Source organism: Scytonema sp. UIC 10036 (assembly GCF_009725235.1).
Window position 1 is genome coordinate 47,510 of sequence record NZ_WJFC01000016.1, and the last position, 21,705, is coordinate 69,214.

The 21,705-nt window shown below is 43.2% G+C and carries 23 protein-coding genes; 9 read left to right on the forward strand and 14 right to left on the reverse strand.

The window, feature by feature from the left end:
• Nucleotides 1–12: 12 nt before the first annotated feature.
• Entirely contained in the window at nt 13–357 is a 345-nt protein-coding gene (locus tag F7734_RS10165; protein WP_155744553.1) for a PadR family transcriptional regulator, read from the reverse strand.
• Nucleotides 358–1,236: 879 nt separating this feature from the next.
• On the opposite strand from F7734_RS10165, the gene F7734_RS10170 reads away from it, so the two are divergent.
• The 3 genes from F7734_RS10170 (at nt 1,237) to F7734_RS63270 (ending at nt 3,625) form a co-directional block, all read left to right on the forward strand.
• A complete protein-coding gene (locus F7734_RS10170; RefSeq protein ID WP_155744554.1) occupies nt 1,237–1,485 on the forward strand; it encodes a hypothetical protein in 249 nt (82 codons plus the stop codon).
• Nucleotides 1,486–1,653: 168 nt separating this feature from the next.
• Nucleotides 1,654–1,905 (forward strand): ribbon-helix-helix protein, CopG family, encoded by a 252-nt coding sequence (locus tag F7734_RS10175; protein ID WP_243146788.1) that lies wholly within the window; start codon nt 1,654–1,656, stop codon nt 1,903–1,905.
• A gap of 55 nt (nt 1,906–1,960) precedes the next feature.
• On the forward strand, nt 1,961–3,625 hold the full coding sequence (locus F7734_RS63270; RefSeq protein WP_243146789.1) for a GUN4 domain-containing protein: 1,665 nt from the start codon (nt 1,961–1,963) through the stop codon (nt 3,623–3,625).
• Between the two features lie 65 nt (nt 3,626–3,690).
• On the opposite strand, the gene F7734_RS10185 is transcribed toward F7734_RS63270, so the two are convergent.
• The 4 genes from F7734_RS10185 to F7734_RS60635 all read right to left on the reverse strand — a co-directional run bounded on the left by F7734_RS10185 (nt 3,691) and on the right by F7734_RS60635 (nt 5,740).
• Nucleotides 3,691–4,452 (reverse strand): transposase, encoded by a 762-nt coding sequence (locus F7734_RS10185; RefSeq protein ID WP_155744555.1) that lies wholly within the window; start codon nt 4,450–4,452, stop codon nt 3,691–3,693.
• Nucleotides 4,453–4,738: 286 nt separating this feature from the next.
• Nucleotides 4,739–5,140 carry a hypothetical protein gene (locus F7734_RS10195; RefSeq protein ID WP_155744557.1) on the reverse strand — a complete coding sequence of 134 codons (402 nt, stop codon included), beginning with the start codon at nt 5,138–5,140 and terminating at the stop codon, nt 4,739–4,741.
• Nucleotides 5,141–5,175: 35 nt separating this feature from the next.
• Entirely contained in the window at nt 5,176–5,571 is a 396-nt protein-coding gene (locus tag F7734_RS10200; RefSeq protein ID WP_155744558.1) for a hypothetical protein, read from the reverse strand.
• Nucleotides 5,528–5,740: a hypothetical protein gene (locus F7734_RS60635; RefSeq protein WP_166481831.1), complete on the reverse strand. Its 213-nt coding sequence runs from the start codon at nt 5,738–5,740 to the stop codon at nt 5,528–5,530. Before F7734_RS60635 ends, F7734_RS10200 begins: the two co-directional genes overlap by 44 nt.
• Before the next feature lie 323 nt (nt 5,741–6,063).
• Between F7734_RS60635 and F7734_RS10205 the strand changes: the two genes are divergently transcribed.
• From F7734_RS10205 to F7734_RS10215, 3 genes are all read left to right on the forward strand, one after another.
• The gene (locus F7734_RS10205; RefSeq protein ID WP_155744559.1) at nt 6,064–6,852 is read left to right on the forward strand and encodes a glucose 1-dehydrogenase; all 789 of its coding nucleotides are present in this window, start codon (nt 6,064–6,066) and stop codon (nt 6,850–6,852) included.
• Nucleotides 6,853–6,981: 129 nt separating this feature from the next.
• Nucleotides 6,982–7,188, forward strand: a complete 207-nt coding sequence (locus tag F7734_RS10210; RefSeq protein WP_155744560.1) for a hypothetical protein — start codon at nt 6,982–6,984, stop codon at nt 7,186–7,188.
• A gap of 24 nt (nt 7,189–7,212) precedes the next feature.
• Nucleotides 7,213–12,468, forward strand: a complete 5,256-nt coding sequence (locus F7734_RS10215) for a filamentous hemagglutinin N-terminal domain-containing protein (protein ID WP_155744561.1) — start codon at nt 7,213–7,215, stop codon at nt 12,466–12,468.
• A 175-nt stretch (nt 12,469–12,643) separates the two neighbouring features.
• Here the strand turns inward: F7734_RS10215 and F7734_RS10220 are convergent, their stop codons facing one another.
• Entirely contained in the window at nt 12,644–14,830 is a 2,187-nt protein-coding gene (locus F7734_RS10220; RefSeq protein ID WP_243146790.1) for a pentapeptide repeat-containing protein, read from the reverse strand.
• A 180-nt stretch (nt 14,831–15,010) separates the two neighbouring features.
• Between F7734_RS10220 and F7734_RS65180 the strand changes: the two genes are divergently transcribed.
• Both F7734_RS65180 and F7734_RS65185 read left to right on the forward strand, forming a co-directional pair.
• Nucleotides 15,011–15,220 carry a zinc-finger-containing protein gene (locus tag F7734_RS65180; protein ID WP_207714065.1) on the forward strand — a complete coding sequence of 70 codons (210 nt, stop codon included), beginning with the start codon at nt 15,011–15,013 and terminating at the stop codon, nt 15,218–15,220.
• A 22-nt stretch (nt 15,221–15,242) separates the two neighbouring features.
• A complete protein-coding gene (locus F7734_RS65185; RefSeq protein ID WP_279239691.1) occupies nt 15,243–15,377 on the forward strand; it encodes a zinc-finger-containing protein in 135 nt (44 codons plus the stop codon).
• A 37-nt stretch (nt 15,378–15,414) separates the two neighbouring features.
• On the opposite strand, the gene F7734_RS10230 is transcribed toward F7734_RS65185, so the two are convergent.
• The gene (locus F7734_RS10230; protein ID WP_155744562.1) at nt 15,415–15,612 is read right to left on the reverse strand and encodes a hypothetical protein; all 198 of its coding nucleotides are present in this window, start codon (nt 15,610–15,612) and stop codon (nt 15,415–15,417) included.
• A gap of 140 nt (nt 15,613–15,752) precedes the next feature.
• Here F7734_RS10230 and F7734_RS10235 point away from each other — a divergent pair, with 140 nt between their 5' ends.
• Complete coding sequence (locus F7734_RS10235; protein ID WP_155744563.1) at nt 15,753–16,271, forward strand: SLATT domain-containing protein; 519 nt, start codon at nt 15,753–15,755, stop codon at nt 16,269–16,271.
• A gap of 40 nt (nt 16,272–16,311) precedes the next feature.
• Here F7734_RS10235 and F7734_RS10240 read toward each other — a convergent pair whose 3' ends face one another.
• The 7 genes from F7734_RS10240 to F7734_RS10275 form a co-directional block, all read right to left on the reverse strand.
• Nucleotides 16,312–16,452 carry a pentapeptide repeat-containing protein gene (locus F7734_RS10240; RefSeq protein WP_155744564.1) on the reverse strand — a complete coding sequence of 47 codons (141 nt, stop codon included), beginning with the start codon at nt 16,450–16,452 and terminating at the stop codon, nt 16,312–16,314.
• A gap of 206 nt (nt 16,453–16,658) precedes the next feature.
• Nucleotides 16,659–16,832 (reverse strand): hypothetical protein, encoded by a 174-nt coding sequence (locus F7734_RS10245; protein ID WP_155744565.1) that lies wholly within the window; start codon nt 16,830–16,832, stop codon nt 16,659–16,661.
• Between the two features lie 167 nt (nt 16,833–16,999).
• Nucleotides 17,000–17,572 (reverse strand): hypothetical protein, encoded by a 573-nt coding sequence (locus tag F7734_RS10250; protein ID WP_155744566.1) that lies wholly within the window; start codon nt 17,570–17,572, stop codon nt 17,000–17,002.
• Nucleotides 17,573–17,585: 13 nt separating this feature from the next.
• On the reverse strand, nt 17,586–17,789 hold the full coding sequence (locus F7734_RS10255; RefSeq protein WP_155744567.1) for a hypothetical protein: 204 nt from the start codon (nt 17,787–17,789) through the stop codon (nt 17,586–17,588).
• An 80-nt stretch (nt 17,790–17,869) separates the two neighbouring features.
• On the reverse strand, nt 17,870–20,254 hold the full coding sequence (locus F7734_RS63280; protein WP_243146791.1) for a hypothetical protein: 2,385 nt from the start codon (nt 20,252–20,254) through the stop codon (nt 17,870–17,872).
• Nucleotides 20,251–20,760: a hypothetical protein gene (locus F7734_RS10270; RefSeq protein WP_155744570.1), complete on the reverse strand. Its 510-nt coding sequence runs from the start codon at nt 20,758–20,760 to the stop codon at nt 20,251–20,253. Before F7734_RS10270 ends, F7734_RS63280 begins: the two co-directional genes overlap by 4 nt.
• A gap of 3 nt (nt 20,761–20,763) precedes the next feature.
• A complete protein-coding gene (locus F7734_RS10275; RefSeq protein WP_155744571.1) occupies nt 20,764–21,630 on the reverse strand; it encodes a helix-turn-helix domain-containing protein in 867 nt (288 codons plus the stop codon).
• Between the last annotated feature and the right edge of the window lie 75 nt (nt 21,631–21,705).

Consider the following 21,705-nt stretch of genomic DNA (forward strand, 5'->3'; position numbering starts at 1 on the left):
AACTTCTTTATTTTAAATTACCTCCAATGGTAGATCCTGACTTTGAAGATTGCGGTGAAAATCATTAATTTCAGTAAATATCCGCTCTCCTTCATGAGTAAGAGTATAATACTTTCTTCTTGCACCATGCCTTTCCTGTGGTTTATCATCTCCCCAACGAGACTGAACAAGACCTTTATTTTCAAGGTTATCTAAAGCTGGATAAAGGCTACCGTATCCAACTTTACGTGTGTTACAGCTTGCACATTCTATAATTTTAATAATTTGCAAGCCATAAAGCTCTTTTCGATATAACGCTAGAATTATGATTTCCTGTATGCGTGAAATATCGGAAAGAGTTATAGTTTTCTTTTTCATAAGACAAGAATTATTGATAGCTAGATAGATTTTATGTATCCCATGCTAACAAAATTCACTAAATTTCCCTTAACAAAGTAGTATCAAATTTTTGATAAACCCCGATATTCATTAAATATCTATCTTCTGGCGATTCTAATTATTTTCAATTGCTCATAACTATGATATGCTAATAAGGTTTTATGGAAAGTAATACACTAACTATTTGAGGTTAGCAAATTTACAGGTAATATTCAAGATATAACGGAAAATTAAATTATCAAAATTTTGATAATTATCAATAGATGATAAAGAGACTTTTTTAAATATATTTAGAAGATTTGAGTATTAACAGTTTTTTTAGATCGGGTAATTTATAGATGGTGCTTTGTTACAGTAAAAAGTGTCATTAAGCTAAAAACTTTTTGACTCAGTAGAATTGTCTAAAACAAAAGCCTACACAGTCATCTTGAATTTCAAGCTCTATCAAAACAGTGCTTTTTTCTTTATAGGAAGTACTAAATGGATAACTGCACAGATAGAGTAGAAAGTCTTGCTCACCTACTAGAGGGTTAAAAACCACATCTTTAAGGAGTTTAATGAAATGAATAAACAACTTCAGGTTGCTGCATATAATTATCGCAACTGATTATCTTGCGTCCGCCGAGGGAGCGATCGCACGAAGCGCCCAAGGGAGGCGATAAGCGAAGCTTAACGGCATTGAGCCGTATCGCAACTCAAGCATAGAACAATCATAAAGAACTCAAAACACAATCACAGTAAAACCTTTGTGCAGTCAGGGTTCCAAGTATTTGAGGTCATGATGAAAGAGTAATGCACGCCAGGAAAAAACCTGGCTGATTACCAGGCATATCAACATTAACTACTTCCATGATACCCATGAACAATCTGAAAAAGTCTGATTCTCAACTAGATCGCCAACCCCAGAAAAACCCCTTACCTTGGTGGTTGATTCGGCTGCTGCTCATTGCCTCGTTGATCGTACCTCCTACCCTAGTCGCTGCTTTCTCCAAAGACGCAGTATTGATTTACCTCAGAGCTTGGGGTATCGAGTACCAATTTCAGAAAGGGAATATCACACCCCATGAAAAGCAACTTGAACCGGGGAAGGAGGTAGATAAGCAGTAGCGTTTGGATAGCACAGATATAGTTATAAGGTGGGCATTCCCCACCTTTATTCTAGTTTATCAAAGCAGGGTTATTAACCGTGGGGCGATGCCACCATCCCACAAGCAAGCACGCTCAACAGATGTTCTTCTGCGTTGCAAATTCTTTCTTGCAGAGTACACAATATAATTGTCATTCACTGAATGTACTGCTACACACCACATGGCTTCACCTCAATTTAGCGTCCGAATCCCTCCAGAACTGGATGAACGGCTTAATGCTTATGCAAAGCAAGCAGGTACGACTAAGACCAAGGTCATGATTGATGCTTTGGCACATTACCTGGGTTGCGCTGATGATGTGCCACTGATACGTAGAGTTCTTGAACTTGAGGAACGAGTAGCCGCTTTGGAGACTCAAGGAAGGCAAGTGATCAGCTAGTATGGTTACTTGCTGAAATATATGTAAAAAATATCATTTATTTTGAAAAAAGATAATGCCGACTTCCCAGCAGCGCAAACAATTACAAGATGCCTTAATGAGTGCTTTTCCCGAAAGGTCATTGTTGGAACAATTGTTAGATTACGAGCTAGATAAAACATTAAACCAAATCACTCAAGATAGTAATTTAAAAACCGTTGTCTATCAGTTGATACAAAGGGCGCAAGCTGAGGGATGGCTTGTTGAGCTAGTTCGGGCTGCATGCAAAGAAAACCCAGGAAATTCTCAGTTGGAGGCGATCGCAACTGAACTACTGCCACCAGAAACACATGATGTTCCCCCGCCTATCATCCTCACCCAGCCAAATACTCAGCAGCAGAAAATTTTGATTTTGGCAGCAAATCCAAAAAACACCAGTAGAATGCGCTTAGATGAGGAGTTACGCGAAATCGAACAAGGTTTACAAAGGGCTAGGCAACGCGAGCAATTTCAAATCAAGTCAGCGTTAGCAGTACGCCCTAGAGATATTCATCGCTCTATTTTGGATTTCAACCCAAATATCGTTCACTTCTCCGGGCATGGAGCAGGACAAGACGGTCTAATTTTTGAAGATGAAACAGGGCAAGTAAAGCTGGTCGATGCTTTGGCTCTCGCTAGACTGTTTAAGCTATTTGCCAACCGCGTTAAATGTGTAGTTCTAAATGCTTGTTATTCAGAGATTCAAGCTAAGGCAATAGCGCGACATATTGATTATGTCATTGGAATGAGCCAAGCAGTTGGGGATAGAGCAGCCATTGAATTCGCAGTTGGTTTTTATGATGCTTTAGGTGCAGGAAGATCTATTGAGTTTGCTCACGAACTCGGTTGTACGCTAATTCAGATACAGGGGATTGGGGAGGAACTGACTCCCAATCTGTTGGATAAAAAACAGATTGTAGATTCCCCTAGTGCTAACCAACAGAATTTTAACCCACAGACAAATGTAGTTATTGAAACTCGAAGTACTGTTGTCACTGCTCGTTCAGATGATGACCTTAATACTGAATCTCTCGTAAGTCCAAGCGATAATTTTAGTTCCAATCAGAACAGAGTTGCTCCTGCTGAAACTCCTGAGTCAAGACGACAGCAACATACATCAGGCGACGACCTACCGAGCGATCGCGGCGGTGACCTTCTGTTTGAGAAAGCCGAACAACTTGAATCTGCACCCCCGCATGACCTAAGCAGCGATCGCGATGTAAACTACACCAAACTCCGAGATTTATTGAAAGCAGGACAATGGAAAGAAGCAGATGAAGAAACTCTGGCTGTCATGCTCAAAGTGGCTGGTAGAGAAACAGAAGGTTGGCTAGATGTTGAGTCTATCGAAAATTTTCCCTGTACTGACTTACGCACTATTGACCAACTTTGGGTAAAATATAGCAATGGGCGCTTTGGCTTTAGCGTGCAAAAGCGCATTTGGGAAAGCGTTGGCAAAGACTACGAAAAGTTTGGTGACGCGATAGGATGGAGACGTGAAATAGAGGAGGAAATAGAAAAGGGATGGTGGATGAATAAAAAGAAAGAGAGAGTAAAAAGAAAGACGTGGATTAGGATGGATGAGGTAACCTATAACACCAAAGCCCCCCTTGGACATCTCCCTAGGAAGACATCTCCCTGGGGTGGGTGGAGTTCCGGTTTTCTCGGGCTCTTCTTTCGCGTCGAGACTTGTAAATTGTAACCTGTAAAGCTTTCCCAGTTTTATTAATATTTGTAACAGCACCTCTTTCCACGGTAGAATCAGCATTACGCAAATTCGATACCTGGCACCGTCGGGTCATAACAGTTTGCCCGAATAAATTTTTCTGCTACCTCATGCACCTCCGTACTCTCCGTTACCCTTTGCTTGTCCCAAGGCAAACTCATCTGCCCCGGAGACTTCTTCGCTTTGCCTTTGTTTTTCATTGACGGGAGAAAACGACTTCCCCAGTGGTTCCTTTTCTCCGGTTTTGGTTGTGGTCGATATTTTTTGCAAAATCCCCTGTACTTAGCAGCGCATTCCTCCAGCGTCCGTCCCAACGCTAAAAATGCTGGATGCCATTGGGTGATACCGTCATCACTTAAGCGGTCATGAATGCCGTAGTTGCTGAAATCGTAGAAAAAGCCCTGCTGCTGCCCACTGGCTTTTGGATTGGCGTGGATGTAGCGCAAGGTATTTAATGCGCGGCGTTGGTCTGTGTTGGCAAAGCCCGTGCTGTGGTATCGCTTTTCCCAGAAGTGTCCGGTACGGTTGAGCATTCGATTGAAGCACATAGCAGTGTACCAATTCAGCCAGTGCATGATTTTGGGCAAGTCTTCTGGTTGGTTTGGTTCAATTAAGTAGTGGACGTGGTTTGACATTATGCATAGGGCATAGAGTTTAAACTTATACTTTTGTTGTGCTTTTTTGATGGCATAAAGCAGTACTTCACGACATTCCAACCGTGTGAGACGGAATTCACGGTTGTTGCACCGGATTGTGACGTGATAGCAAAAACCTGGTTGAAAGTTACGCTTGGGACGGGACATAAGAAGTTGATTTTTGGTCAAGTAAAAACATTGTAAATTTTGACCAGCCAATTTAACCGAATCCGGAAAAGTCGCTCTTCATACTGCATCTTGTATTCCCCAGTCCTACATCTCAAGCTTCCCCAAATACATTTTCTCTATGCCATCGTAACGCTTCAAGCCTGGGATAGTACTGTGAGTGAGAAGGTAACAAAATACGATCGCCCGCAAAATCCCGCATCGGTCGAGCGTTTGGTGAATCTTCGACTAAATGACCTGAAATGAGCAAAGTGTCGAGAAGCGGGTTTTACAGTTGATGAATGGCTGGACTTAGATAAGCTCCCCTCAGTTGATTCAAATCAGTAGAGCAAACGTACTCAAGAACCTTGCGTTCCACATCTTTTGCTTTGTGCCAGTGCCAAAGTTTATGTGGAACGGTCAGATATTCTAGTTTGTTTTCACTATTAAACTGACCTAAAAACAGCACTCGCAGAGCCGTTTTCGTACAATTTCCTTCAAAGACTAAATATTCGTTGCTAGAACTAAAAGCAACAAATTTTACTTTATTGCTGTTGCGCTCTACAGTCTTTTCTACATACCAAGGCTGTCGATCGCCAAGAGAAGACTCTTTAGTTTCTGGAACTTCTAACCATACAGACTGTGATAAAACAAGGGTAGAGAGCACTGATAGAAGTTGCATCTGTATCATAAACCCATCATAGAAAAACCTAGATTCCTTGCTTTTTAATTATTATTATTTGGTGCTCTGTAGCCTTCTAAAAATTCAATTTGGGGAACAGTTATCTGCCTAATTTCATGCATACCCGGTTTAAACCGATTCAGCCAAATATCAGATGGCATTAAGCCCCCCAGCTTGGCATTGACAGCCAATTTGTCATTATCTTCGCTCTCTGGTGCTATCAGCCATGATTCTGATAATTCAATTCCAAAATCGAGCGAGGCTAGGTAAATCATTCCCGCACCAGGAATTTTAAATTTGTATTCTTCGTGTAAAGACAATTCTTCTACCTGAGGGTGATTGGTAATTTCAGATGCACCGTTATTTGTCACTCGCCAACATACCAACCCACGTTCATCAGGACAGAAGTAAACTGCACGCTCGTTGAGAGAACTGCTCAAGCATACCTCTCATCTTCTCAGTGACTTCTTTAACGTCCTTATTTTCAACATGGAGACTAATTCCTACTAGTAGCCACGGAGGAACTTGATTGTGGTGATGTTTTAAGCCACGTTCTACATATGGAGAAGAAAGCAAAACATCAATATCAAAAAACACCGCTCTTTGCATGGTTTTTAATCAATTGAAATGACAGTGACTGGTTTATTATCGGCAATTCGCCACTCTTATTATGCCCAATTTATGCAGCGAAACATCATACAAGTCAGGAACCCCATGCGATTGCCCAACAAGAACCTCGCACACTATTGTAAAGTTTTGTAATAAACGAGAATACATACAACTACAGGCGATCGCTATATAATTTACACACTTAAGACAATAGCTGAGGTTTTAAAGAATATGAAGTGCCAAGTATAATGCTTCTTCTTTAACACGGGAGTCAAAAGTTTTGACTTCAACTAAATTCTAAATAAGGGTAAAACTATTTAATTATGAAGCAATTTACTGACAAAGTTGTTCTGATTACAGGAGGTAATTCTGGTATTGGCAAAGCTACAGCATTAGCTTTTGCTTCATGTGGGGCAAAAGTAGCGATCGCTGGCAGGAGAATTACTGAAGGCGAAGAGACTGTTAATTTAATTGAAGAAGCAGGTAGTTCAAGTATTTTTATCCCTACAGATATTACGCAAGAAACAGAAGTGAAAAATTTAATAGACCAAACAGTCAAAACTTTTGGTCGTTTAGATTATGCATTTAATAATGCTGGAACTCCTGGAATTCTCAAAGTCAATATGGATGATTCGGAAGAGAATTGGAATCAAATTATTAACACTAATTTGAAAGGAGTTTGGCTGTGTATGAAATACCAAATTCCGGAAATGCTTAAAAATGGTGGCGGTGCCATTGTAAATAATGCTTCTATTAGAGGATTAGTTGCTGCTAATTTAACTAATGGAGCGGAAAATAAACCACAACATAACAATCACTTTTATTGTACTAGCAAACACGCAGTTTTAGGGCTGACTAAATCTTTAGCTGTACAATATGCTAAGGATGGTATTAGAATTAATGCTGTTTGCCCAGGAACTATTATAACTCCTATGGTAATGTCAGCTTTAAGTGAGGAAACCATCAAGAGTTATGGCGATCGATATCCTATAAAACGATTGGGGACACCGGAAGAAATTGCTCAAGCAGTCTTATGGTTGTGTTCGGATTCAGCTAATTTTATTATTGGACATTCATTAGTTTTAGATGGTGGCTTAACTATTCAACATTAGGTTTAGATAGTAATACAGAACCGCATCAATTGGGTAACCTAGATTCTAGTTGGTGCGATAAGGCACCCATAGAGCAGGCAGTGGCTTATCACAATCCAAACCCACATTTGAGGGCTAAGCAAAGTATACTTGGTTCTCAATATACTGCATCGCACCTTAAATAGCGAGATGGCGATCGCTCGCGACATCCATCGGTATGGCTATCAAACACAAGTGCTGGATCTTACAGATAAGCATCTGTTAGACTGTGCAACTTGCACAGAAAAGTTTTCATTGGTTAAGAAAGTCACTCAATATCTTCTCAAAAACGAAAAATTCCCTGAGAATGAGAACTGATGGTAGATACCAAGGTCGGGTGCGATGTTTGTCAAATTTTCGAGTGGGCGGTGGTTTTGTGGATTGGGGATTTTAGGTAGCGCGATCGCTTTAGAAGCAAGTTGTGCTCTAGCTCAAATATCCTCAGATGGGACTTTGCCAAATAATACTACAGTCACACTAAATGGCAGCACTTTCAACATTACTGGAGGCACCCAAGCTGGTAGTAATTTGTTCCATAGTTTCAAAGAGTTTTCCGTTCCCACTGGTGGTACTGCTTTTTTTAATAATGGTATTGACATTGCAAACATTATCAGTAGGGTAACAGGTGGGTCAATTTCTAATATTGATGGATTGATTCGATCCCAGGGTACAGCTAACCTGTTTCTGCTCAACCCAAGTGGTATTATCTTTGGACGAAACGCCAGTTTGAATATCGGCGGTTCATTTCTTGCAACTACAGCTAATGCCATTCAATTTGGCGATACTGGAATTTTTAGCGCTACCAATCCAGAAACACCAACACAATTGTTGGCGATCGATCCATCTGCATTACTCTTCAACCAAATTACAGCACCTATCCAAAATCAATCAATAGCACCAGCAGGGTTAACACCCACAGGCTTTGAATCATCAGGTCTGCGAGTCCCGGATGGTCGGAGTTTACTGCTAGTGGGTGGTGACATTAAGATGGACTCTGGAAGATTGAGAGCTTACGGTGGACGAGTCGAGTTAGGAGGATTGGCAACACCCGGAACAGTAGGGCTTGCAGTAGATGGTAACAATTTGAGGTTAAGCTTTCCAGAGAATGTTACCCGATCTGATGTGTCTCTCACAAATCAAGCTAGTGTACGTGTAGATGCTGGTAGTGGCGGTAGTATTGCAATCAATGCCCGTAATATAGAGCTTTTAGGGGGAAGTCAACTGACTGCTGGCATAGGGGAAGGCTTGGGGTCAGCTGGCGCTGTTGCGGGAGATATTACCCTCAATGCCACAGGGGAAATAAAAGTGGTAGGGAGTTATATATTCAATGAGGTGCGATCGCTTGGCATTGGCAATGGCGGAAACATTAATGTCAGCACTGGCTCACTCTCGCTAACGGATGGTGCTCAACTATCTGCCAGCACGTTTGGCACTGGCGATGCAGGCAGTGTATTAGTGCAAGCAAAAGATTCTGTGTCTGTTACTGGTAACAGTTACATCTTCAGCAATGTGGGAAGTAGAGGCATTGGCAATGGGGGAAACATTAATATTAGCACTGGCTCACTCTCCCTAACCAATGGTGCTCGACTATCTGCCAGCACCTATGGACAGGGAAATGCAGGCAGTGTATTTGTACAAGCAAAAGATTCTGTGACTGTTGCTGATAACAGTTACATCTCCAGCAATGTGGAAAATGGAGGTGTGGGCAAAGGCGGCAACATCAACATTAATGCAACAACACTTTCCCTCAAAGATGGCGCTCAACTGCTAACCTTGGTTCGCGGCGTTTCTAACACCGGACTGACTGGTGGAAGAGGGAATGCAGGAAATGTTAACGTTAACGCCACAGGGAATGTGACGATCGCCGGGAGCAAAAACGGATTTTCCAGTGCGATCTTCACTACTTTGGAAACAGGGGCAACTGGCAATGCGGGAAACATTACTATCACCTCAGACTCGTTGTCCTTAACTGATGGTGCTGGGCTTTTCAGCTCTGTGAGAACAAGGGCGATTGGCAATGGGGGGAACATCGCTATCACCGCAGCCTCGTTGTCCTTAACTAATGATGTTGGACTGGTTACTAACACCTTTGGAAGTGGGGATGCAGGCAGTGTGTTTTTGCAAGCAAAGGATTCTGTGTCTGTTACAGGTGACAGTTACATCCTGACCAATGTAGGTCCTTTTGCCGTCGGCAAAGGAGGGAACATTAATATCAACACTGGCTCGCTTTCCATAACTGATGGTGTTGAACTGGCCACCAGCACTCTTGGAAGTGGGGATGCAGGCAGTGTATTCTTGCAAGTAAACGGTTCTACTTCTATTAGTAATAGCAATATCTTCAGCGATGTGAATCCAGGAGCAGTGGGCAAAGGGGGAAACATTAATGTCATAACAAGCTCACTCTCCTTAACTAATGGTGCTGGATTACAAGCTAACACTGGTGGAAAAGGTGATGCGGGTAATTTGTTTGTACAAGCAAAGGATTTTGTTTCTCTTGAAAGAAATGCTAGCATCTTCAGCTCTGTTGAAAATGGAGCAGTGGGTAATGGTGGCAGCATCAACATTAACGCAGCAACACTATCCCTTACTGATGGCGCTCAACTGGCAACAGGAGTTCGTGAAGCTTCCAACAATCGGCCTACAGCACTTGGTAACGCGGGGAATGTTAACGTTAATGTCGCAGGGACATTGAAGATTGCCGGACAGAGAAACGGCTCCTCATCTGGGATTTTTAGCTATGTAGGACAAGGGGCAACTGGCAGCAAAGGAGGGAACATTTTTATCTCCTCCGGCTCGTTATCCTTAAGCGATGGTGCTACATTACAAGCTAGCACCTTTGGAAATGGGAATGCTGGCAATGTGTTTCTAGAAACAAAGGATTCTGTTTCTCTTAGCAATGGGAACATTTTCAACGCTGTAAGAACAGGAGCAGTGGGCAAGGGAGGAGATATCCAGTTAATAACTGGGTCGCTTTGGATGACCAATGGCGCTCAACTATCTACCAGTACGAATGGAACAGGGAATGCAGGCAATATCACTATTAATGCCCGTGATACCATTAGTTTGGATGGTGTCAGTAGCGATAGAAGTTTCAGTGCTGTCAGGAGCATAGTAGACACTGAAGGTGTGGGTAACGGAGGTAACATCAAGCTGACAACCGGATCGCTATCCTTAACCAATGGCTCTCAACTTGCAGCCGGAACCCGAGGAAAAGGTAATGCAGGCAATGTGATAATTAATGCCCGTAATAGTGTCTCTTTTAATGTAGGTGATGCTTTCAGTACAGTAGAACGGACAGGAGTTGGTCAAGGTGGGGACATCAAAATTAGCGCTCAAACTCTGTCTGTTACCAATGGTGCTCAACTTCAAGCTCTCACCCGAGGAAAAGGTGATGCAGGCAATGTAATAATTAATGCGAGTGGAAAAGTCTCTTTTAATGCAGCTTATGCTTTCAGCGCAGTAGAAGAACAGAACGCAGAGGGCAAAGGTGGGGACATCAAAATTAACGCTGATTCTGTATCTGTGACCAATGGCGCTCAACTTATTGCCAGCACCGGAGGAAAAGGTGATGCTGGAAATGTAATAATTGGTGCGAGTGGTAGTGTCTCTTTTGATAGTACAGGTGTTGCCTCTAGCAACGTCAACGAGACTGGAGTTGGTAAAGGCGGGAACGTGAGCATTAGCGCTGATTCTGTGTCTGTTACCAATGGCGCTCAACTGATTGCCAGCACTGAGGGAAAAGGTAATGCAGGCAATGTAATAATTGATGCGAGTGGAAAAGTCTCTTTTGATGGTAAAGGTGCTGCTTTCACCCGTGTAGAACAGAACGCAGAGGGCAAAGGTGGGAACGTTCGTATTAGTGCTGACTCCATGTCTGTTACCAATGACGCTCAACTTCTTGCCAACACTCGAGGAAAAGGTGATGCAGGCAATGTAGTAATTGATGCGAGTGGAAGTGTTTCTTTTGATGCTAGTGAGGCTTTCAGCAGAGTCAACGAGACAGGAGTTGGCCAGGGTGGGGACATCAGAATTAGCGCTCAAACTCTCTCGGTTACCAATGGCGCTCAACTTCAAGCTCTCACCCAAGGAAAAGGCAATGCAGGCAATGTGATAATTGATGTCCGTGGCAGTGCCTCTTTTAATGGTACAAGCAGGGATGGTAGAATTCCCAGCGCTGCTGTCAGCAGTGTAAGCGAGACAGGAGTTGGTCAGAGTGGGGACATCAAAATTAGCGCTCAAACTCTCTCGGTTACCAATGGCGCTCAACTTCTTGCCAACACCCGAGGATTTGGCGATGCTGGAAATGTAATAATTGATGCTCGTAACAGCGTCTCTTTTGATGCAGGTTCTGCTTTCAGCAGAGTCAACTCAACAGGAGTTGGTTTTGGCGGAGACATCAAAATTAGCGCTGAAAGCCTGTCTGTTACCAATGGCGCTCAACTTCAAGCTTTCACTGAAGGATTTGGCGATGCAGGTAACATTGAAATCAACGCAAAGAATTCTGTTAGTATTTTTGGAACAGATTCAATCAGGGGATTCTCTAGTGCCTTATTTACATTTACTAGTCCCAATTCTACTGGCATTGGTGGCGATATCATCGTAGATACGCCAGCCTTATATTTATCAGATGGTGCGGTGTTTGATGCACGAACTACCAATAATCGCAACGGTGGCAATATTACCTTAAACGTAAGACAAGCTGAGATTCTTAATGGTGGACAGATCCTCTCTACCTCTTCAAACAGTGGAAATGCCGGGAAAATTACGCTCAATGCCACAGACCGAGTGATTGTCAATGGTAGCGATCGCACTTTCGATGACCGTGTTGCTCGATTTGGCACAGCTGCACCTGTTAATGCTAACAGCGGCTTGTTTGTTCTCTCTCAAGGTTCTGGTATCGCAGGAGACATTGAGGTAAACTCACCCCAAATTCGTTTAGACAACACCGGAACTATCAACGCTACATCTGCATCTGGTAATGGCGGTAATATCAACCTACGAGCCAGCGATTTACTACTTTTACGCCGTGGAAGTCAAATCTCTGCCACTGCGGGAACTGCACGGCAAGGTGGGGATGGTGGTAACATCAACATCAACTCAAAATATATCATTGCTGTTCCAGATGAAGATAGCGATATCACCGCGAATGCTTTTCAAGGTAGAGGTGGTAACGTCCAAATCAATTCTCAAGGTATCTTTGGTATCGAATCGCGTCCACGGCAAACTGAGAACAGTGATATTACAGCCAGTTCTGAGCTAGGCGTTGCAGGTAATATAAATCTCATTACACCTGACAACAGCGCTCTTCAAAATAGCCTCAGCGAGTTACCGCAAAACTCTATCGATACCAACGCTCTCATTGCCAACAGTTGCATTGCCCGCACTGGTTCCTCTGAAGGCACATTCACCATTACAGGTTCCGGTGGCTTGCCTTACAGTCCTGGAGATCCATCTGTTTCACTCTATTCTACAGGAGATGTACGGCAAGTTATATCCAACACCTCAACTTCTTGGAAAAAAGGTGACCCCATTGTCGAACCAACAGGAATCTACCAACTGGCTGACGGGCGATTGGTCATCAGTCGAGAATGCCTTTAAATCAATTGGTTCCTAAGGACAAGGACAGTCAAATTGGACACACCTATTCTCTTAAGTTTGAGCGCTACGCAAAGCATACTTAGTCCCTGATGTACCGCATCGCACCTCAAACAGTTCTGAGGGAATTTTGTGTGCTAAATATTTGTCTAATTTCTTCAATTGTCTCTTTCGCCGCTCATTGCTTTTTCTTCAATACAGGAGTCAAATGTTCTGGAAATCCAGCCAACTCAACAGCATTACATCCAAATTCGTAAGCAAACTCAATGGATTCTCCAGCACCCAATGCAGCATAAAAACCAACGGCAAATTCAATGCTCGCTTTATCTCCAATCTCTTTGTTCATGCCAATAACATAAGGGATATGCTTGACAATTGCCTCTGCCTGAACTTCTGAGTAACAGGCGTTGAGGACAACACACTCTACATTAGCAGTAAACAATCTAAACAATTTAGCCAGCGCCTGTGTGTCTACCAATCGCACGTTTCCTGTTTCATCTTCAAGTGCTAGACCATCATCCCCCGAACCATGACCGCTAAAGTGGACGATTTGTGGTTTAAAATCGAGTAGTGCTTGGGACACATCACGCACGCGCACAGCCCACCGTTGCTTGAGGTCAAATTGCTCTCTTCTCTTAGCCCGTTGCAATCCTATCTCAATTTGTCGGTTTTCTTCATCTAGTCGTAAACGTGAGGTGGTATTTGGGTTGGCTGCTAAGAACAGAATTGTTCTGACCTCATGGATTTTAGTGCCTTGTAGCGCTGTTTGTACCATATTCTCTAAACTACGAATTCTGCTATCTTTCTCTTTCTCCGCTAAAAGTAATCTCAATTCTTGCTCTGGTAAGCCCTTGAGTTGATTATAAGTCTCAAAATATTCAGAGCTTAGTTCTGACTTATCAGTCTGCGGTGCAGTTTTCGCTCTGATTAAAAATTTGTCTTCTCCTCTGACTTCCATCCCCACAATTCGCAGTTCTGCGTCTGGATGATTCTCAGTTAACTGCTTAAAGGAAATCGCTATAGCACGTGGGTCAACGCCTTGGTTATGATAAAGGTCGAGGGTGTCAAAAATGGGTTTGATAAAATCTCCAAACTCTCCATCTGCAAACACTTCCTTGTTGTTATCGGGTTTACGAAAGGGGTCAGGGTTCTCTTTAGTGGGGAGACGCATATAAACGTACTCACACCGTACTCCATCAAATTTGGTATCACTGGTAATACCCCAATCTTGTATATATGCACCCGTAAGTGTAGCTCCGGTAAAGTCAGCTTGAAACAATTGTGTCTGTACAAGATTAGCTCTAGATAAGTTAGCATCTTGTAGATTAACTTCATTGAGATTGGCTATCATGAAGTCGGTATCGATTAAGTTAGCTCCTTGGAAAGTAGCTCTTTTTAAGTTTGCTCCTAAAAAGCTAGTGTTGGTTAAGTTTGCACCTTCTAAGTTAATTCCACGCAAATCTTGATAGTCAAACTTTTTGTCCTGCCCAACTCCAGTAACCAACAGTTTACGTACTTCTGCTTTATGAAGGTAAGTTGTTCCAGGTCTTACACGGTCAAGTTTCTTGGTTTTGTGGAAGCAGGTGCGAGTTAGAATAGCTTTTCTAAAATCTGTACTTTTAAGGGTAGCTTCTGTAAAATTAGCATCGGTTAAATCAGCACTACGGAAGCTTGTTCCTTTAAAAGCAGCAAAGGCGATCGCGATGTCGCGAATCAGGGCATACTTTGGGTCTCCTTTAAGCGATCGCCAACTAATATAAATACTTAATAATATAACGGCTGCGGCTGCGGCGATGGCGAAGCCTCCGGCGATAGCTCCGGCTGCGGCGATAGCTCCGGCTGCGGCGATGGCGAAGCCTCCGGCGGTAGCTCCGGCTGCGGTGACGGCGAAGCCTCCGGCGATAGCCCCGGCGAAGCCTCCGGTGAAGCCTCCGGCGAAGCCCCCAGTAAAGCCTCCGACGATGGCTCCGGCTGCGGCGATGGCTCCGGCTCCGGCAACGACGACGTTTGAATTTAACCCTTGGCGAATTATAACTATAAAGACAATAATGAGTACTATTAAAGCAACCCAACTTGAAACTCGATTTTCTAAACTTGAATCCTCAAATATATATCTTATTAACGTTCCAAAAGAAGCCGATAAAAATCCTGCCAATCCAGATATTAACCATGAAACAAGCACCAAAAACGCTGCCCACCGCTTTTGCAATCCAGCTTTAGCATGGCTGAAGGATGCACCTCTGAGGATAGCACCAGTAAAATCAGCGCTTCTTATATCTGCATAGCTAAAATTTGCCCCTGCAAGGTCTTGACCTCTAAACGATCGCCCTCTAAGAATTTGTCCTGAGTAGTCTTCTAGTGGCATAGCTAGGCTTGGAAAATGACTGCAATTACAATTCAATACAAATCCTTTACCACATTTTCCGGCTTTTTAGAGAAATATAACTTTTCTCGCCTTTAACTAGAAAGCAAATTGCTACGCTTAAACATCGCCTTTATTGTAAAATTATGTTTGCTCGTTTTAGAAACAAGTAATCGCCCCATAATGAATTGTCCATACTGCGTCCGTAGTGTTTCTGACGTAGATGCCTCTGTAGTTTATCGAGTACCGGGCTACGGCAGACTGTGGCTGTGCGATCGCTACCCAGTCTGTGATGCTTACGTGGGAGCGCATCCCCAAAGTAATGCCCCGAAAGGAACTTTAGCCAATCGGCAACTGGTGACATTGGCGACGAAATGCTCACGCTTGTTTTGACCCATTATGGAAATTTGGTAAGATGAGCCGCGACGAGGCTTATAAGTGGCTGTGCGAACAAATGGGACTGACAAGAGAAAAAGCCCATATTGCCATGTTTAACGAGCAGCAGTGCAGACAAGTGATAAAACTTTGCTTAAATAGAAACGCTGAATAGCCAAATGCCGATCGCTTCGGCGCAAGCTGTACCCAGCTTATCGCAATGCAACGCATCTCCGGAACGCTTTAAATATAAATACTTGTATTACTTTCCAATCGGGCTGTGAAACTACAACCATAACCACATATTTATTCAATCGGCTGGGGCTGCCAACTGGTAGGAGATCGCACATTTGCACATTGTAAACAGCGATCGCTCTTACCTCTGCTGTAGGTATCGGAAAACCGTTCATTATCTCAAGATTGACTCTTTAGAACCTAAAAATCCAAAAATCTGTGATATTTTACGAAATTGCCACACACGATATTGTAATTACAATCATCCTCTGTTGCATAAGTTCAAAGTGTTTTTCAACAAAAGGGTGTAAAATATATGACTTCGGAAACTCCAAAAACATTAGATATTTTATGTAAATTAAGTGAAAATACACGACTTAATAAACGACAACATTTTTGTGCTGCGGAAAGAAAGAATTTTTACAATGATATATTTGGCAGTACTGCTGTAGTTATAAATATAATATTAGGGTCTGTATTATTTGTAACTATATCAGATACATTACCTAACGAGGCTAAATGGCTTAGTGGATTCATGGCCATAATTGCTGGTACTTGTGCAGGTATACAAACTTTTTTTAACTTTCAAAAAGCTGCTGAAGGACACCGAAAAATTGCTAATCGCTATCTTGAAATTCAGCGAGAAAGTGAAATTATTTTAGCAAATTATGAGGATGGTTTAATTAAATTAGATACCTTACAGGAAGAAATTAGAACGCTTAATGAAAAATATCATAAAATCAATGAAGATGCTCAAGATTTCCCAACAACAAATAGAGATTATAAAAAAGCAAAAAATAGAATGAAAAATATGAAAGTTTTAACAACAAATTAGACGAGCAAATGTATTAACCCTTGCAGAGCCAGCATTCCCTTCAGCACTCCGCAGTATGCCTCGTGCCTTTCTTTGTAAAATCAGCACTGCGGACATCTGCACCTTTGAAATTTGTACCTGTAAGGTCTTTCCCCTTAAAATTTTGCCCTCTAAGATTTTGCCTAGAGTAATCTGGTGGCATAGCTAAGCTAGGAAAATAACTTGCTCAAATTTATCCGAAACTGAGAGAAGCGTTGCCAAATTTGAAATATTTTCAAAGGTTTCAACCGTTTATTTAAGCAACGCCCGAAAAAATCAATGACAGAATTAAACTGACAGGTAACCCGTCTGCGATCGCCTGTGGCGGGCGCTCTCGCGTCGTCGCGAACACAGATCGCCTTTAGCGTATTATGTGTAACATATTTTTAGGCGACCCTGTATCTCCTCAAGAATTGCGATCGCTCTCCTCTCTGCTCTCCCCAGTAGTGGCAATAGCCACTCTTGCTCATCTGGGTGGAGTTGCAGAAACTTTTCCAGAGAAGGAGCTAGTCTGGTCAACTTATCAGCTGTTACCTTATCCATAGTTTCAATCCCTATTCGGGACTAATATATCACAAAAGTCAGCAATTTTACGGTTAAGCTTAACGAATCAAACATGACATATTATTGATGCATAGAATCATCATGTGCTTCATGACTATGCTTAACTCAAAACAACTTTAGCCCGATGAGAAACCGGGCTTTTTCGTTTAGTTTAAATCATTAGAGAAATTTCTACTCTCCAAAAATAAGATTTGCTCTCGCGTGGCAGCTTTAATTTGGTACATCCCTGGTCGAAAGCGCATGCGCCAAGTTTCTGCATCCATATACATAACCCCAGCATTTGCAGCTACTTGTTGTTCATCCTCACTATCGCTTATTAGCCAAGATTTTGATAAATCGATCCCAAAGTCAACAGATGCCAGAAGTATCATTCCCGCTCCAGGTTTGCAAAATTTAAACCGATCGTGGTCGTCATACTCAATTACTCTTTCATGGTTGGAAATTTCAGATGCACTACTGCGAGTCACGCGCCAGCAGGTAAGACCTTGAGAGTCAGAACAAAAATAAATCGCTTCCAACGGTAGCAACTCAAGAATCCGATCCATCTGTGATATTAAACTTTCAGCTTCAACCTCAGACTGAGGCTGATAATTTGCTATAGTTAGCCAGCGAGGAATTTGAGGTTGATAATATTCAAACCCTTCCATTACTCCCGGCAGAACAGATAAATCCTTAAAGTTTATTAACGATTCAACATCAAAGAAAATTCCTGGATTCATAATTTCTCCTAAATTAAAATGGGATATCTTCATCTGAAGACGTTTGAGTTTCTTCCAAAGGAACTCTCTTTATCAAAACGTAATCTGACAAAGACCAAGGACGACCAAAATAATATCGTTCTTCAATGTAGTTCCCTACAAGAACATCAACATACTCACCAATTAATTCAATTTCTTCTGGTTTTCCTGTACCTTTAACTAATCCATTCCCGCTCATAAATTATTATTAATCCCTTCTTGAAAATTGACTCTTCCAAATTTAGCAGGCAGGCCCAGAAAAGTCTGGGCAGGTAGTTGTTAAGATTCTTGATAATTCTGCAACAGCCATCTGATAACTTCTGATGGTTTGTCCAATTCCTCAGCTTCCATAATGGATTCAATAAGTGCCATTTCATCGGGTGTAGGTGTAAATGCAATTTTCTCCGTTTTCTCTTTGTCCTTGTCCTTATCTTTACGCTTCTGAACGTTGCGAATGGTAGAGAAGGGTATTCCAGTGTAGGACTCTATTGCGCGTAGAGAAACTTCTTTAAACTGCTTGTCTGTTGGCAGTTCTGCATTGATGATTTGCAACAGCCAATCATCACCGTGCTGTTTACGCAAGTCCTCCAACATCTCAATGGTTTTTTGATTATCTTCCCTGGTTCTGCGTAGCGAAGGTTTTTTATTTGAACCGCAACTTAATGCGATCGCCCTTTTCAAATCCCCCTCTTGAATTCGAGCTAGCAGGTTTTTCCCTGCTGCGATCGCTGCTTCAATCCTATGATGCCCGTCCCAGGGTAACAACGAGTCTCCATCCCACAACAAACCAACTGGCGACGCTTCCCACTCCCACAAATCCGATTTCATTTGTTCGGCGTAATACTTGACTGTTGGCTTATCAGTTTCAACTCTAGATTGCGTGCCTTGGTCTAATTTAACCCACTCAGGTTTAATCCAATATTGCCCTGCCCCTGTAAATTTAAACTCACTCTGTGCAACTTGCACACCTTCAAGCGGCTGTTCCTCCTTCAACTCTTCTTCTGGCTGCTTCAACTCTAAGGACGTAGCTGAGGGCCGTGGCTGCGACTCTGGGATCGAAGCAATTTCCGTATGCTTTTCTTTGATTTCTAATATCTCCGTTGCCGGAAGGGACACCGATTGAGATGCCCAGTTCGCTGGCAAGCTGTATAATCCTTTCGCTAGAAATTCCGGGTTCAGAACTTCTTGCGGACCAAGTAGCCCCAACTCTTTCAACTGAATCTCTAACTTGCTCTGACCAGGTGGGCGGGTTTCCTCCGAACTGCTCGACAACGCTTGCGGCGATCGCAACCAAAAGCAATCTTTCTCTGGGGAAGGGAGATCCAAAGTGTCCTGAGCCGAGAACTTGCCATTGAACATAATACCCCCGGTGGGAAAGCTCCCAGAGTAACCATCTAAAGAATGTTCCAGTGGGTTTTCCTGGTTGATAGGGGGCTGACAAGATTCCTGGGACATTTTCAAGGACGAGGTATCTTGAGTTAATTGTATCGATTCGTTCGAGCCAGTAGGGGAAGAGATTTCGCTCGTCGTCGGCTGCAAGTCGCTTTCCTGCGATGCTAAATGGTTGGCAAGGAAGCGAACAGCTTGTAACTGTTGCTGTAACCCGTTCAAAGTCTTCTCTAACTCTAATGTCTCTTGCAATTGGAACACCGGGGTATCTGAGGGCGAGGATACTTCTACAGTAGTCGTCGATTTCACATGCTCCAATGATGTCAAATTCCCCGAGCATTGTCGCTGCAGCGAGGAATCCCAAGCCGATCCCGCTACAAAAGTCGTAGAGGGTGAGCTTTCCTGTTCCTTCGCTTTTGGTATCTCCTGTGTCTCCTGCTGAGGATTTACGCTTGGTACGTCTTTCTGCCATATGACTTCGTTCTCCGTATTTAACGATCGCTTTGCCAGTCCCTGTTGTTCGAGTTGCTCTAGTGCTGACTCAATTTCCTGCTCATTATTTTCCGAACCGAGACCCTGAACCATCTCCCACACCGAACACCAAACGTCATTATCTGGAAGATTCTTGTAAACTTTCGTTGGTAAATCTTCTGGTTGTTGAGCTTCAATAGTTTCAAAGGCTTTAACAGTCTCCAGTTTCCAAGGCTCTTCCCAATGTTCCTCATGCCCAGATCTACCACCGAGGGTGAGCACTTTGCCATAGTTACGACCTTCACCAGTGCGATCGCCTACAACTCGCCTAATCCTTTTATTCCCCTGCTTGACGTAAACCTCTTGACCGGGCTTAAACTCTGTATTCTCCAAGTTGAAATTGGCAACCATTTTTCCCTCCTTTACCTTTATGGTTCCCCGTCCCTGTTGCAGTTGCACACTTAACATTTCGTCATAATCGCTAAAACTATCCTCTGCCTTCCAAGTCAATTCTGGTGGAATAAAGCGAGTTAGCCTCAGAAGTAGCTCAGGCTCAATTGGAGTAGCAAATGATTTGTTATCCCACTTAACCAGAACATAAGGCAGATAACCACCCAAAAATGGGTGATTTTCATTGCAAACGACAGTTCCCTCAACAGTAGAACCCTTTAAACGAACGCGATCGCCTACTGCCCAAACATCATCTGGATCGGGTGGTTCGTCTCCCCATTCCTGACTATCCAACCAGCCACGAACAACAAACCATTGTGGTTCGGTGACAGTTGATGCTGATATCGCAATCATTCTTCAGTCACCTCCTCTTCACCTTCTTCCTTAATCTCTTCCCAATCACCTCTAGCGAAGAAGTGCTTGGTCTGTGCGAGGACGAGTTCAGCCTGTGTTCGATCTCTTTGTCGCAGGTTTCGCTTTCGGGAAATTTCAGTGGTTTCTTGCTCAACACGTTTTTGCGCGTGCTCAAACCACTGAAGAGTTGTGCGCTTCCACTCGGAGCGTGCCATGATATCTAGCTTTCTACAAGTATCGAAGCTGATTCTTGTGTCAATAATGCCTTCGTCTTTTAGGTGAAGCCAGTCTCGCCCTTTGTTGCACAGCTGGCAAATAGGCAGGCGATCGCGACTGTAGTTGTACTTTGGGATAACTCGTTGAATCAGCAGTGGTTGTATTTTGCCCGTATCCTGACAGCAGAAGCACTTCCACGACGGCTGCCAAATTTTTTTCTCGCACTCTTCTTCAATGCGAGTCGGTGCAGGTTCTAGTGGCTCAAACTCAAACTCAAATTCAAAATCCATCTATTAGCCCTCCTCTTTGAGCCAGCTGTATTGCTTCGTTTCCCAGCACCAATCGATAAACGATTGCTTTTCTTTGTCGCTCCCCGCAAATTCAAATGGGTTTTTGGTTTGTTCAATTTCTGCTAGCCATTCACTGCAGTGAGGGTGATTTGCCCATTTATCAGCTTGGGCAACCGCATGAGCTTCGGGGCGGTTTTGATACGAATGGTACCACTCCTGAAAATGTTCGCCCTGTAAAAACGCATTTATGTGACGGATTTCCTTACCCTCAACGCGTTTGTATTCTTGACGAACAAATTTTTTAAAATCCTCTCTCTCTTGCTTTGGCACATCTGAGAGAGATTCTATAGACTCTTTTAACTCTTTAATACTCTTTGCGCTTTGAGAGCATTTATCTACAACGGTTTCAGGCTTCGCTTGGTGTGTGGCGATCGATCGCGGTGCGTGGCGATCGATCGCGGTGCGTGGCGATCGATCGCGGTGTGTGGCGATCGATCGCGGTGCGTCATCACACCCTGGTGCGTCATCACACCCTGGTGCGTCATCACACCACAACCCCTTGGGTTTTACCTTAGCTTTAACTTGCAACAGTTCAAGGTCGATGAATCCCTTTGCATCTAGTTCTTTCAGAGCACGGCTTACGGTTTGTCTGTGAACTATACGCTCCGGCGATGACAATTGCCTTGCTATCTCAGCAGCGTTAATTTCAATACCGTAATTGCGGGGATCGATTGTGCGAATGTAGTACAGCACATCTCGTTGTGCTGGCGTTAATTCCCGACAAGCCCTTAACCATTCCTCATGCTGGAGCGGATAAAACTTCCCTTGGATTTTTGCGGAAGCGTTGTACTGACCGTATTTTTCTGTCATAATGTAAGTGAGTTTAGGTTTGCCCCCATTCGTGTTCGAGTAGGGGCGATTTGTTTTTAGAGAATGTAAACAACA